Origin of the sequence: Olleya sp. UBA1516, assembly GCF_002323495.1 — a bacterium.
In the GTDB taxonomy this organism is placed as follows: Bacteria; Bacteroidota; Bacteroidia; order Flavobacteriales; family Flavobacteriaceae; genus Olleya.
In genome coordinates, this window is the sequence record NZ_DCQO01000018.1 from 24,980 (window position 1) to 38,010 (window position 13,031).

A 13,031-nucleotide genomic window follows, 5' to 3' on the forward strand; every position below is an offset into this window, starting at 1 on the left:
TCGCAATATTACGATTAATTGTTTGATTTTAAAAATAGATTACTCTTTTTTTAAGGTTTTATTAACAAACAAGGTTATACTTATGCTTAATTTTACGTTAATTAAAATCAAAAAATATAACCATGAAAAAATTATTTACATTAATTATGTTGCTAACAGTATCATTTGCTGTTAATGCACAAATTGAGACGCCTCAACCTAGTCCGTTTCAAAAGATTGAACAAAAAGTTGGTCTTACAGATGTTACATTAGAATATTCTAGACCGTCAATGAGAGGTCGTGAAGTTTTTGGAAACTTAGTGCCTTTTGGACAATTATGGAGAACAGGAGCAAATAAAAATACTATTATAACTTTTAGTGGAGATGTAACTGTTGGTGGTCAAGCTTTAAAAGCTGGGTCTTACGCAGTATTTACAACACCAAATGCAGCTAGTTGGGACGTTATATTTTACAACGATACTAATAATTGGGGAGCACCAAAAACTTTAGATGAATCAAAAGTAGCAGCTAAAATATCTGCAGAAGTATATACTTTACCTATGGATATCGAAACGTTTACTATGTCATTTGATGACTTAACAAATGATTCTGCTGTTTTAGGAATTATGTGGGAAAAAGCTTATGTAGCTGTAAAATTTGAGGTTGCAACAGATAAAGTAGTTACTGACGCTATTGCTAAAACAATGAATGGTCCTAGTGCAGATGATTATTATGCTGCAGCACGTTACTATTTTGAGTCAGGTAAGGATATCAATCAAGCTGTAATTTGGATGAATACTGCAGTAGATATGTATAAAGATGCTCCTAAGTTTTGGGTGTTACGTCAACAGTCTTTAATTAATGCAAAAGCAGGAGATAAAAAAGGAGCTATTAAAGCTGCTAAAGCGTCTTTAGCACTTGCTGAAAAAGCAGGTAATGCGGATTATATTAAGATGAATACAGACTCTTTAAAAGAATGGGGAGGATTATAATCTTAAGATTATTAAATTATAAAAAAGTGCAATCTATTAGATTGCACTTTTTTTTGAATTAACTCTATATATTGAGTTTATAACAGTCTTATTCTAGGCATGTTTTTATAATTCACTTTGATTAATTATAGTGTACTAAGGCTATTATTTTAGAGTCTATATGACTGTTAAATTTAGTAGTTACTCACTGGCTTAATTTCCGCGAAAGCGCTATTATTGTTAAAGTATTTGTTTTTTACTGAATACATTGCTTTGCATTATACAGTTATTTGAATTTTAAGTATAAAAAAAAAATCTGTAAATATAAGTTTAAAGATTTTTGATTTTTATTGCGATTAATAGTTTAAGACTAGCTATTGCGATGTTTATTAAGTTCGTCTTGAAGTTGGCGTCTTACTTTTTGTTCACGCTCTAAGGCATTACGTCTATGTTCTTCAAACTCTTCTTCGGTTTCTTCCAATCTTAATTTAGCTTCTTTAGTTACAGCATTACTGTTTTTAAATTTATAGATAAAGAAAAATAGAAAGGCTAGTAATCCTGCAATGATTGACCATAGTAATGTGTTGTATCCAACTTTACTCATTTGTAATCCAAATAGAGACATGCTGTCTTTTTCTTGGTTTGTTTCTTCTAAGTTGGTTTTTGTATGGCTTAAGCTACTTTTTAATTGCGTTACTTCTTGACTTTGAGAAGCTACTTTATTTTGAGTATCTAATAATTCTTTTTTTAGTGCTTTCAGCGAATCTAAAGTATGCGATTTAATTTTTTCAATCCATTCGTTTCTAATAACTTCATAAGACTGTCCACGTGCATCTCTCCAGTTGTTTGATCTTTTTGTTAGATATTCAAATTGGTTTTCTAAAGTTCCCGAATCTAATGATAGTTTGTCATCTTCTTCTTCGGTTTCAGTTTGTGCAGTAGCAGTAAAAGTAAAAAGTAATAGGAAAAAAGCTGCTAATAGAAAATTTGTTTTACGCATTGTATTGTGTTTGTTGTCTTTCGTCTTTGCGAAAATATAAAAAAAAGGTTTGCTATAAGGCTTAAATATAACAAAAAGCCTCACAATTGCGAGGCTTTTATATATACGTTTGTAATTAAAATTTGGATGTTAGTAGTATGTAAAACGTCTTACTTTAGCAATATGCTTAGCTAATCTAATTACTTGGTGGCTGTAACCATACTCATTATCATACCATACATATAGTATTGCATTTTTTCCATCTTTTCTAACAATGGTTGCTTTGCTGTCGTAAATAGAAGGTGCAGAGCTACCTATTATGTCTGTAGACACTAGCTCGTCACTCATTTCGTATTTAATTTGCTCAACTAAGTCGCCTTCTAATGCATATTTTTTTAATGTTGCATTAATACTATCAATACTAGCTTTAGAGCTTAGTTCTAAATTTAAAATGGCTAAAGACCCATTTGGTACAGGTACACGAATAGCGTTAGAGGTTAACTTACCTTCAAAGCTTGGTAATGCTTTAGAAACCGCTTGACCAGCTCCAGTTTCGGTTATTACCATGTTTAAACCAGCAGCACGACCACGACGGTATTTACTGTGGAAGTTGTCTACTAAGTTTTGATCGTTTGTGTAAGCGTGTATCGTTTCTAGGTGTCCGCTTTTTACACCATAGGTATCTTCCATTGCTTTTAAAACAGGAGTAATCGCATTTGTTGTGCAAGAGGCAGCAGAGAAGATGTCTATTTTATCAGGATCATTTTCTAGATGGTTAACACCATAAACAATATTAGGAATTCCTTTTCCTGGAGCAGTTAATAATACTTTATCAGCACCTGGAGAATTTTTTAATCTTGTTAATGCTTCTTTATCTCTAAATACACCTGTGTTGTCAATGATTAGTGCATTGTTAATCCCATATTTGGTATAATCGATGTCTTCTGGTTGGTTAGCATTAATTATCTTTACAGTTGTCCCATTAATAATTAAAGCTTCATTTTTGATATCTGTAGTGACAGTACCAGAAAAATCACCATGTACAGAGTCGTTACGTAATAAAGCTGCACGTTTTTCTAATACAGTAGCATCTAATTTACCACGTGTTACTATAGCACGTAAACGTAATTGACTTCCTTTACCAGTACGTGTCATAAGCTCTCTAGCTACTAAACGACCAATACGACCAAATCCATAAAGTACTACATCTTTAGGTGTGATATCTTTAGTTTTACTAGCACCTTTAAGCTTGTTAGATACAAAAGCTAAAGCATTGCTGTATTTTTTTTCTTCTAAATGATACTCATACGTTAATTTACCAATATCTAATTTAGCAGGAGGTACATCTAAAGTTTTGATAGCCTGAGCAATCTCTACAGAATCAAAAATTGAGATTGGTTTTTGTACAAACTCGCCAGCATATTCATGCAGGTTTAAGATTTCGGATACATTTCTGTCAATTAATTGGTTTCTAAAAATCACCAATTCGATAGATTTGTCATACCATAAATCGCTAACAATTTTAATAAATTCTACGGTAGCTCGTCTTCTGTCTGCTTGAAACGCTAATTCGTTTTCGTAAGTTTCGTTAATGGACATTTTAAATTATTTAGTGTGTGTTGTTAATTTATTATGTAAATTTTCGGCAAAAGTATTGATTTCAAACGATTTCGTAAAGGAAAAAGTATAAAAAAATAAAAGCACTTAATTTTACTAATTAAGTGCTTTCTATTTAGGTTGGATAATTAATTATCTTAAACCATATCTGTTTTTCTCTCCTTTGGAGTTTATTAGCTCGATGCTTAATGGTTGATACGTGTCTCTGTTTTTTAAAACGTCATCAACATCTTCAATAGTATTTACTTTTACGTTATTAATGGCAGTAATTATGTTACCAGCTTCAATACCTTCCCTTTGTAAATATTGACCATAGGTACCATTTACTTTAGTGATTTTTACACCATTTTTAGTTTTGTATTTTTTTAAGTCTTCTGGTTTTGCATTTTTAATAACACCAATAACAGGTAAAATATAGGTGTTGTTTTTTAGTAAAGTAACAGCAACCTCCTTAGTTTGTCCATCACGTAATAAAGTTACGTTAACAACATCATTAGGACGTTTGGCATCCAAAAAGCCTCTTAAATCAGAGAATTTTTTAATTTTAATATTATCAATCATTTTAATAATATCACCACTTTTAATACCAGCTTCAGCAGCTCCAGTGTCTTCCTCAACATCATCCACGTAAAACCCTTCGGTTTCTGCCACACCTAATTTTTCTGCATACGTACTATTTAATGATCCTCCAATAACTCCCAAAATACCATTTTGGACATTACCAAACTCCATAATATCTTGTACTACTTTTTTAGCAATATTACTAGGTACAGCAAAAGAGTAACCAATATAAGATCCTGTTTGAGAAGTAATTGCTGTATTAATACCAATCAATTCTCCAGCAGTATTAACTAAGGCTCCTCCAGAGTTTCCTGGATTAACAGCAGCATCTGTTTGGATAAAAGACTGTGTGCTTTGTCCACTTAAATCTCTAGATTTAGCACTAATAATACCTGCAGTAACTGTGGATGTTAAGTTAAACGGATTACCAACAGCTAAAACCCATTCGCCAATTTTAGCAGTATCACTATCACCAAACGTTGTATAAGGTAACTGCTCGTCACTTTCAACTTTTAATAAAGCAATATCTGTTTTTGGATCAGTACCAATAATTTTAGCTGTTAAGGTACGATTGTCATTTAAGGTAACACTTAATTGTTGCGAGTCCTCAATTACATGATTATTAGTAATAATGTATCCATCAGGTGAAATAATTACACCACTACCAGTACCAAGCTGCCTTTTTTGAGGTACACGACCATAAAATAGGTCTTGTAATGTAGGTTGTGCTGTATTTAATGCCACATTTTTAACGTGTACCACAGCATGTACTGTTTTGTCTGCAGCATTGGTAAAGCTAATACCATCATTAGCAGCTAAAGCAGTTGTGGTTGTTTTATAATTGGTAGGTAAAAAAACAGGATTATCCTGTAGTGTGTTAGTTGCAATTTGTGCGTTGTCTTTTTCAAGAAAGGTTTTGTATGTTCCTAGGGTAATTGCACCTCCTAATACCGAAACTAAAACCAAAGTTAACATCTTCTTCATAAAATACTTAGTTTAGATTTATTAGATAACGATTAAAATTAATTAAATATTGAATGTCTATTTCAACTTTAACGACGTTTTAACAACTGAAAAAACTTATATTTGTCATTCAATTTTTCAGCCCAATGACATTGACTTTTTATAAATATCAAGGAACAGGTAATGACTTTGTCATGATTGATAATAGGCAAAACTTATTCGACAAAAATAATACCAAACTTGTTGCATTTTTATGTGATCGTAGATTTGGAATAGGAGCAGATGGGCTAATTTTACTAGAAAATCACCCAACTGTAGATTTTAAAATGGTGTATTACAACGCAGACGGAAACCAAAGTACAATGTGTGGTAATGGTGGACGTTGTATTGTCGCTTTCGCGGAATTTTTGCAGATTGTAAAACATGAGACCACTTTTGAAGCGATAGACGGTTTGCATTATGCAAAATTGACAGATGGTTTAATACATTTGCAAATGAAAGATGTTGATACCATCGAAGTCTTTAAACAATACCAATTTTTAGACACAGGATCGCCACATCACGTTCAGTTTGTTGAGGACTTAGTTAATTTTGATGTTAAAACGGAAGGGTCAAAAATTAGATATGGTCAACCTTATAACAAAGCAGGAAGCAATGTAAATTTTGTTGAAAAAATTAACGAAGATACTTTTGCGTTAAGAACCTATGAAAGAGGAGTAGAAGATGAAACCTTATCTTGTGGTACAGGTGCAACAGCAGTCGCTATAGCCATGCATGAGACAGGTCAAAGTACAGCGTCCACAGTAAATCTTAATGTACAAGGTGGACAGTTAAAAGTGTCTTTTACAAAAACAGAAAATGTTTATAAAAACGTCATGTTAATAGGACCTGCAAAACAGGTTTTTAAAGGCGAAATTACATGCTAACATTACAAGGTAAACATATAAATTTAAGAGCCTTAGAGCCTGAAGATTTGTCATTTATACACCAAATAGAAAATGATGAATCCATTTGGGAAATTAGCAACACGATAACACCATATTCCAAATACCTAATCAAACAGTATTTAGACCACGCACACAAGGATATTTACGAAGTCAAACAATTACGATTGGTCATTTGTAATAAAGATGAAGATGCAATAGGAATGATAGATATTTTTGATTTTGATTATAAAAACAGAAGAGCAGGTATTGGTATTTTAGTAAAAGATACTGCTAATAGACAAAAAGGGCATGGTAAAGAAGCTTTGCAATTATTGACTAATTATTGTTTTAAACATTTAGATTTACATCAATTATATTGTAATATAAGTGAAGATAATACTGCAAGTTTAGCACTTTTTAAAAGTCAAGGCTTTAAGGAAATAGGATTAAAAAAAGACTGGAATTATTTAAACGGTCACTTTAAAAACGAATATTTATTTCAATTGATTAATACAGATGTACATTAAAAAAATTTTATTAGCTATTGCCTTAATTGGATTAGTCGTAGCAGCTTATTTTGCTTATTTTATTTATGGAGCCATGTTTGAAAAAAATACTGCTTTTAATAACGACAAAGCTTATATATATGTTCCAACCAATGCAAATTACGATCAAGTAAGAGCGCAATTAGTCCCTTTGTTAAAAGATATTGACAGTTTTGATGCTGTAGCAAAGCAAAAAAAATACACCACTAATATAAAAGCGGGACGTTTTGCTATTACTAAAAACATGAGTAATAATGATATTATAAACTCAATTAGAAGTAAAAATATTCCAATTAAATTAAGTTTTAACAATCAAGAACGTATACAAAATCTTGCAGGTCGTATAGCACAACAAATTGAACCGGATAGTTTACAGCTTTTATCTGTTATGACGGATAATACTTTTTTAACAGAGCATAAATTTACTGATGCAACAGTTTTAAATATGTATGTACCTAATAGTTATGAGTTTTTTTGGAATACGTCTGCCGAAGGTTTTAGAGAACGTATGTTAAAAGAATATTATCGTTTTTGGAATACCACTAGACAATCAAAGCGTAAAGCTTTAAACCTATCCGTTAACGAGGTTATGACTATAGCATCCATCGTACAAAAAGAAACTGCTAAAGTTGACGAAAGACCACGAGTAGCTGGAGTATATTTAAATAGAATAAAAAAAGGAATGCCATTACAAGCAGATCCTACTGTGATATTTTCTAAAAAGTTAAAAGAAAATGATTTTGATCAAATTATAAAACGTGTGTTATATAAAGACCTTGAAATTGATTCGCCATACAACACGTATAAATATGCTGGTATTCCTCCTGGACCAATAACAATGCCTGATGTATCAGCAATTGATGCTGTACTAAATCCAGAATCTCATGATTACTATTATTTTGTCGCTAATGTGCATAACTTTGGTTATCATAAATTTGCTAAAACCTTAAGTCAACATAATGCCAATAAAAACGAATATGTACGTTGGATTAATAGTCAAGGTGTTAACAGATAATTTTTTTTGAATAAAATAATCACTTTATTACTGTTTTTGACTTCAATTTTAGCTTTAGGGCAAATTGATGACGACTCGTTTTTTAAACCTAGTGATACGCTTAATACAAAACGTAAACAAGGTGTAATAATTACTCAAACCAGTTTGGCCACTTTGTCAATTGTTGGTTTAAATACGTTATGGTATTCAGATTATGAACGTTCAAAATTTCATACCACAAACGATAATTCTGAGTGGTTTAAAATGGATAAATTAGGTCACAGTTTTTCTGCCTATCAACTTGGTAAATTTGGAGCTCAAACTTTAAATTGGAGTGGTGTTAGCAAAAAAAATCAGTTGTTATATGGCGCAACTATAGGTTTTTCTTTTTTAACTGCTGTTGAAGTTTTAGATGGTTTTTCAGAAGAATGGGGTTTTTCTTGGGGAGATTTTACAGCAAATGCAGCTGGAGCAGGTTTATATATTGGACAAGAATTACTTTGGGATGAACAACGCATTCAATTAAAATACTCTTTTAGTCAAAGTCCTTACGCTAATCAAAATCCTGAAAAATTGGGTAAAGGTTTACTTGAAGAGATTATTAAAGATTATAATGGACAAACCTATTGGTTAAGTGCCAACATACAGTCGTTTTTTAAAGACACAAAATTACCTAGATGGTTAAATGTAGCAGTAGGTTATGGTGTTGATGGCTTATTGTATGGTAATGCTAGTCTTCAAAATTTAGAATTTACTAACCAAAAACGAAGCAGACAATTTTATTTAAGTTTAGATATGGACTTAACCAAAATTAAAACTAATTCTACATTTTTAAAACAAGTATTTAACCTTGTAAACGTTATAAAAATTCCTTTTCCTACAATTCAATTAAATGACAATGGAAAGGTAAAAGGACACCTTTTGTACTTTTAACATAAGTTAACATATTGATTATCAGTATTTAATTTTTTTTCGTATATTTGCACGCTGAAATTTAAGTCTATCCCTTATTAATTTATAGACTTTTAAATCAATACAAATGAAAAAAAATATTGGAAAGTTTATATCAATAGTACTTACAATATCAATATTAGTATTAGTTGTCTTTGATCAAACAGAAGGTAATGCAAAACTAATTGAGCGATACGATATTAATGATTTAGAGAATCAGGATTTAGCAATAAATCAACAAAAAATATTTTCGCCACACCTAGGAAAATCATTTACGGGTTTTAAAGAAGCTTTAGGTTTTAAAGAGTCTCAAAATGATTATTTTAGAGTTAACCAATTTGGTTATTTAGGTAAATATCAATTTGGGAAAAGTACCTTGAAAGTGTTAGGTATCCATCATCCACAATTCTTTTTAAACAATCCGGAATTACAAGAAAAAGCATTTATAGCAAATACACAGCGTAATAAATGGGTTTTGCGTAAGGATATTAAACGTTTTAAAGGAAAACTTATTAAAGGTGTGAAGGTAACTGAGTCTGGTATACTTGCAGCTGCACATTTAGCTGGTCCAGGTAGTGTTAAAAAATTTCTTAGAAGTTATGGCGAAACTGGTTTTGCAGATGCAAATGGTGCAACTATTAAGTATTACATGAAAAAGTTTTCGGGTTATGATACCTCGTTAATTAAACCTGTTAAAAAGGTTAGAGTAAAATATGAAAGCGCTTAAAAGCTTTTGTGTATTATAAATAGTGTTGGTCTTTTATGTAGGTCAACACTATTTTTTTTCCATTGATTTACTGTTTTTGTTTTAATAAACTCAGTAGGTAATGTTATATCACACGCCACGCAAATTTCTGTGTTTTCGCTTAATGTGTTACATAAATCTTCTAATAATTTATTGTTTCGGTAAGGTGTTTCAATAAAAGACTGTGTCTGGTTATGTTCAAAACTTAAACGTTCTAAGCGTTTTAATTCTGCTTTACGCTCTCCTTTATCAATAGGTAAATAACCATTAAAAGCAAAACTTTGACCATTCATACCAGAAGCCATCATAGCAAGTAGGATAGAGGATGGTCCAACTAATGGTACAACTTGGATGTCATATTTATGAGCTAAATTAACAACGTCAGCTCCAGGATCTGCAATTCCAGGACAACCAGCATCAGATATTAAACCAATAGTTTTACCTTCTAAACAAGGCTGTATAAAATTAGGCAAATCTGCAGCTTCGGTAAATTTATTTAATTCAAATAGGGTTAAGCTAGATTGTGGTTTTTCAGGAGCTATAGATTTTATAAACTTTCTAGCTGCTTTGGAGTTTTCAACAACAAAAGTATCCAAACTATCAATAATCGTTTTTACCTGAGCAGGTAAAACATGAAATGGATTGGACTCACCAAGTGTACACGGAATTAAATATAATTTACCTTTTGTCATAATTTTATAAATATATAAAACATAGTTTATTTTAACCTAATTTTAATTTTATTACAAGCATCATCAAGCATATTAAATACAGTTTCAAACCCTCTGTCACCACCATAGTATGGATCTGGTACATCTAAATTTAGATTTGGTTGACTTTCGTTTAATATTAGATTTACTTTTGATTTTTGAATATCATTTTCTGCTAAAGCTATAATATTATTATAGTTAGAATTGTCCATAGCATAAATAATATCAAAATCTAAAAAATCTTGTTTTACAAATTGTCTAGCTTGTTGTTGGGAAATATCGATACCTTTTTGCTTTGCAATAGCAATGGATCTAGGGTCTGGTTTGTTACCTATATGGTAACTGCTTGTTCCTGCAGAATCTACAAAATATAAATGATTATCTAATTTAGATTGTAGGATGCCTTCAGCCAAAGGAGAACGACAAATGTTTCCTAGGCAGACCATTAAAATTTTAGTCATTTAAAATAAAATTAAACCGAAAGTTTTTTCGTTAAATCTTCCACGTATTTTCTAAACTGCTTGTCTGTAGTTGATAAATTATCAACCGTTTTACAAGCATGTAATACTGTAGCGTGATCACGTTTTCCTATCTGAGAACCAATACTAGCTAAAGAGGCTTTAGTAAACTTTTTAGCAAAAAACATGGCTAACTGTCTAGCTTGTACAATGTGACGTTTTCTAGTTTTAGATTGCAAAGTATCCACATCCATTTGGAAATAATCTGATACTATTTTTTGTATATAATCTATTGAAACTTCACGTTTTGTGTTTTTAACAAACTTCTCGACAACCTGTCTAGCTAACTCTATATTAATTTCTTTTTTATTAAAAGAAGATTGCGCTATTAATGAAATAATGGCACCTTCAAGCTCTCTAATATTAGATTTTATGTTTTTAGCAACATATTCAATTATATCCTCTGGCATTTCTACACCATCTCTATATAATTTGTTTTTTAATATGGATACACGTGTTTCAAAATCTGGAGTTTGTAATTCGGCAGATAATCCCCATTTAAATCTTGATAATAAACGTTGCTCAATATCTTGCATATCTACAGGAGCCTTGTCACTTGTTAAAATAACTTGTTTTCCGTTTTGATGCAAATGATTAAAAATGTGGAAAAAGACATCTTGTGTACCAGACTTACCAGATAAAAACTGTACATCATCAATAACCAATACATCTATTAATTGATAAAAGTGTATAAAGTCATTACGGTTGTTTTTTTTAACCGAGTCAATATATTGTTGCGTAAATTTTTCAGCAGAAATATATAAAACAGTTTTTTCTGGGTATTTATCTTTTATATCAACACCAATAGCGTGCGCTAAGTGTGTTTTACCTAAACCAACACCACCAAAAATTAATAAGGGATTAAAAGATGTTCCACCTGGTTTTGCAGAGACTGCTAAACCTGCACTACGTGCTAAACGGTTTGAATCACCTTCTAAAAAGTTATCAAAATTATAGTTTGGATTAAGTTGAGATTCAATTTTTACATTTCTAATTCCAGGAATTATAAATGGATTTCTTAATTCCGGATTTTTATTATTTAAAGGTACGTCAACGTTTTGCGACTTGACAGCACTTCTATTTGAACTCGGAATTTTTTCTGTAAAGGGTTGTTTATTACCATACGTGTTTTCCATTTTTATAATGTAAACTAGTTTGGCAGTTTCACCTAACTCTTTAGTTAAAGAGACTTTTAATAATTTAACGTAATGCTCTTCTAACCATTCGTAAAAAAATTTACTAGGGACTTGAATACTTAATGCATTGTCTGTTAGTTTAACCGCGACGATTGGTTCAAACCAAGTTTTGTATGCTTGTGGTTGGATATTATCCTTTATAAAAAGGAGACAATTATTCCAGACCGTTTGCGCAGTTACACTCATGTTAATTTTAAAAAGTATTTTTTATTAGTTAATTTGTCCCTATAATAGCAATAAGACAACTCTGATTGTTAGCTTGGCAAATATGTGAACAAAAAACGTAAAAAAAAAATCATTTACTATTGAATTTATAGTTTTTTTTGTGCATGTTAACCAACCATTCGAAACTACAAAAAAAAATCAAGACTATGGACATAATGCAAGATGAAATTGAAATAAGAGTACGATATGCAGAAACAGATCAAATGGGAATTGTACACCATGGTAATTACGCAATATATCTAGAAATGGCTAGAATTGAGTGGTTGCGTAAATTAGGAATTTCTTACAAAAAAATGGAGGACGAAGGACTTGGTTTACCAGTTGTATCGTTGTCTATAAATTTCAAAAAATCAGCATATTATGACGATGTAATTACAGTAAAAACTACGTTAAAAAAAGCGCCAACTGCTCTGGTTGAGTTTGAATATATTATACTGAATGATTTGCAACAAGTTTTATGTACAGCAACCGTAGTTTTAGCTTTTTTAGACATGAAAACTAGAAAACCTACTAGACCTCCTAAATATTTTTTAGAAGCTTTAAATAGCTAAATCTTTGATTTTAACCTCGTAAATTGTATCAAAAATTTCAAAAATAGTTTGCGCCTCTTTTTTTCTAACAGAGATCGTGATTTGGCAGTCTAGTTCTAATTTTTGGTTGATAACTTTTAAGTTTTTCTCTTTAATAACACGCATGACCTTATTCATGTTTTTGTAGTCAAAACTAATAAGGTATTTAATATTAATGGTTCGTGTTACAATTTTTGAAGCTTCTAAAGCCATTTGGGCTCCAGTTTTGTAGGCATTAATTAAGCCTCCAACACCAAGTTTAACACCTCCAAAATATCTAACAACAACAATCAGTACATTAGTGACGTCAAAAGACTGTATTTGACCATAAATAGGCATGCCAGCACTATTATTTGGTTCGCCATCATCATTTGCTCTGTAGGCAAAGGTTTCTGTACCTAGTTGATAGGCGTAACACCAGTGTCTTGCTTGATGGTGTTGTTTTTTTAAGTCTTCAATATGTTGCTTAACATCTTCTTCTGTTTTTACAGGAAATGCATACCCAAAAAACTTGGAATTTTTATCTTTAAATAAGACTTCTTCAGATGGTTTAGTAATTGTTTTATAAGTGTCTTTTTCCAT

General features: G+C 31.2%; 14 protein-coding genes. 7 read left to right on the forward strand and 7 right to left on the reverse strand.

Going from position 1 to position 13,031, the window contains the following annotated elements; all coding sequences use genetic code 11:
• The first annotated feature begins 122 nt into the window (after nt 1-122).
• Complete coding sequence (locus B2989_RS11520; RefSeq protein ID WP_292948517.1) at nt 123-971, forward strand: DUF2911 domain-containing protein; 849 nt, start codon at nt 123-125, stop codon at nt 969-971.
• 349 nt (nt 972-1,320) lie between these two features.
• Here B2989_RS11520 and B2989_RS11525 read toward each other — a convergent pair whose 3' ends face one another.
• The 3 genes from B2989_RS11525 to B2989_RS11535 form a co-directional block, all read right to left on the reverse strand.
• Nucleotides 1,321-1,950, reverse strand: coding sequence for a tRNA (guanine-N1)-methyltransferase (locus B2989_RS11525; protein WP_292948518.1), 630 nt, complete (start codon nt 1,948-1,950; stop codon nt 1,321-1,323).
• A 129-nt stretch (nt 1,951-2,079) separates the two neighbouring features.
• Complete coding sequence (locus tag B2989_RS11530) at nt 2,080-3,528, reverse strand: glyceraldehyde-3-phosphate dehydrogenase (protein WP_145002024.1); 1,449 nt, start codon at nt 3,526-3,528, stop codon at nt 2,080-2,082.
• Nucleotides 3,529-3,678: 150 nt separating this feature from the next.
• Nucleotides 3,679-5,091, reverse strand: a complete 1,413-nt coding sequence (locus B2989_RS11535) for a S1C family serine protease (RefSeq protein WP_292948519.1) — start codon at nt 5,089-5,091, stop codon at nt 3,679-3,681.
• A gap of 125 nt (nt 5,092-5,216) precedes the next feature.
• Between B2989_RS11535 and dapF the strand changes: the two genes are divergently transcribed.
• The 5 genes from dapF (at nt 5,217) to B2989_RS11560 (ending at nt 9,213) form a co-directional block, all read left to right on the forward strand.
• Nucleotides 5,217-5,996 (forward strand): diaminopimelate epimerase, encoded by a 780-nt coding sequence (gene dapF / locus B2989_RS11540; protein WP_292948521.1) that lies wholly within the window; start codon nt 5,217-5,219, stop codon nt 5,994-5,996.
• Nucleotides 5,990-6,523: a GNAT family N-acetyltransferase gene (locus B2989_RS11545; RefSeq protein WP_292948523.1), complete on the forward strand. Its 534-nt coding sequence runs from the start codon at nt 5,990-5,992 to the stop codon at nt 6,521-6,523. The genes dapF and B2989_RS11545 overlap by 7 nt, the downstream gene beginning before the upstream one ends.
• Nucleotides 6,513-7,556 carry an endolytic transglycosylase MltG gene (mltG, locus tag B2989_RS11550; RefSeq protein WP_292948525.1) on the forward strand — a complete coding sequence of 348 codons (1,044 nt, stop codon included), beginning with the start codon at nt 6,513-6,515 and terminating at the stop codon, nt 7,554-7,556. The genes B2989_RS11545 and mltG overlap by 11 nt, the downstream gene beginning before the upstream one ends.
• Before the next feature lie 6 nt (nt 7,557-7,562).
• On the forward strand, nt 7,563-8,468 hold the full coding sequence (locus B2989_RS11555) for a DUF2279 domain-containing protein (protein WP_348661575.1): 906 nt from the start codon (nt 7,563-7,565) through the stop codon (nt 8,466-8,468).
• 106 nt (nt 8,469-8,574) lie between these two features.
• Nucleotides 8,575-9,213 carry a peptidoglycan-binding protein LysM gene (locus B2989_RS11560; RefSeq protein WP_292948527.1) on the forward strand — a complete coding sequence of 213 codons (639 nt, stop codon included), beginning with the start codon at nt 8,575-8,577 and terminating at the stop codon, nt 9,211-9,213.
• On the opposite strand, the gene B2989_RS11565 is transcribed toward B2989_RS11560, so the two are convergent.
• The 3 genes from B2989_RS11565 to dnaA are packed head-to-tail and all read right to left on the reverse strand — an operon-like array spanning nt 9,210 to nt 11,841.
• A complete protein-coding gene (locus B2989_RS11565; protein ID WP_292948529.1) occupies nt 9,210-9,923 on the reverse strand; it encodes an SAM-dependent methyltransferase in 714 nt (237 codons plus the stop codon). The two genes, B2989_RS11560 and B2989_RS11565, sit on opposite strands and share 4 nt — an antisense overlap.
• Before the next feature lie 26 nt (nt 9,924-9,949).
• Nucleotides 9,950-10,402 carry a low molecular weight protein-tyrosine-phosphatase gene (locus B2989_RS11570; protein ID WP_292948531.1) on the reverse strand — a complete coding sequence of 151 codons (453 nt, stop codon included), beginning with the start codon at nt 10,400-10,402 and terminating at the stop codon, nt 9,950-9,952.
• A gap of 11 nt (nt 10,403-10,413) precedes the next feature.
• Complete coding sequence (gene dnaA / locus B2989_RS11575) at nt 10,414-11,841, reverse strand: chromosomal replication initiator protein DnaA (protein ID WP_028281850.1); 1,428 nt, start codon at nt 11,839-11,841, stop codon at nt 10,414-10,416.
• A gap of 185 nt (nt 11,842-12,026) precedes the next feature.
• On the opposite strand from dnaA, the gene B2989_RS11580 reads away from it, so the two are divergent.
• The gene (locus B2989_RS11580) at nt 12,027-12,431 is read left to right on the forward strand and encodes an acyl-CoA thioesterase (protein ID WP_292948533.1); all 405 of its coding nucleotides are present in this window, start codon (nt 12,027-12,029) and stop codon (nt 12,429-12,431) included.
• Here the strand turns inward: B2989_RS11580 and B2989_RS11585 are convergent.
• The gene (locus B2989_RS11585; protein WP_292948535.1) at nt 12,420-13,031 is read right to left on the reverse strand and encodes an IMPACT family protein; all 612 of its coding nucleotides are present in this window, start codon (nt 13,029-13,031) and stop codon (nt 12,420-12,422) included. The genes B2989_RS11580 and B2989_RS11585 overlap by 12 nt on opposite strands.

Coding starts and splice junctions, on each gene's coding strand:
- B2989_RS11520 (WP_292948517.1), top strand. CDS start 123: ATGAAAAAATTATTTACATTAATTATGTTGCTAACAGTATCATTTGCT.
- B2989_RS11525 (WP_292948518.1), bottom strand. CDS start 1,950: ATGCGTAAAACAAATTTTCTATTAGCAGCTTTTTTCCTATTACTTTTT.
- B2989_RS11530 (WP_145002024.1), bottom strand. CDS start 3,528: ATGTCCATTAACGAAACTTACGAAAACGAATTAGCGTTTCAAGCAGAC.
- B2989_RS11535 (WP_292948519.1), bottom strand. CDS start 5,091: ATGAAGAAGATGTTAACTTTGGTTTTAGTTTCGGTATTAGGAGGTGCA.
- dapF (WP_292948521.1), top strand. CDS start 5,217: ATGACATTGACTTTTTATAAATATCAAGGAACAGGTAATGACTTTGTC.
- B2989_RS11545 (WP_292948523.1), top strand. CDS start 5,990: ATGCTAACATTACAAGGTAAACATATAAATTTAAGAGCCTTAGAGCCT.
- mltG (WP_292948525.1), top strand. CDS start 6,513: ATGTACATTAAAAAAATTTTATTAGCTATTGCCTTAATTGGATTAGTC.
- B2989_RS11560 (WP_292948527.1), top strand. CDS start 8,575: ATGAAAAAAAATATTGGAAAGTTTATATCAATAGTACTTACAATATCA.
- B2989_RS11565 (WP_292948529.1), bottom strand. CDS start 9,923: ATGACAAAAGGTAAATTATATTTAATTCCGTGTACACTTGGTGAGTCC.
- B2989_RS11570 (WP_292948531.1), bottom strand. CDS start 10,402: ATGACTAAAATTTTAATGGTCTGCCTAGGAAACATTTGTCGTTCTCCT.
- dnaA (WP_028281850.1), bottom strand. CDS start 11,841: ATGAGTGTAACTGCGCAAACGGTCTGGAATAATTGTCTCCTTTTTATA.
- B2989_RS11580 (WP_292948533.1), top strand. CDS start 12,027: ATGGACATAATGCAAGATGAAATTGAAATAAGAGTACGATATGCAGAA.
- B2989_RS11585 (WP_292948535.1), bottom strand. CDS start 13,031: ATGGAAAAAGACACTTATAAAACAATTACTAAACCATCTGAAGAAGTC.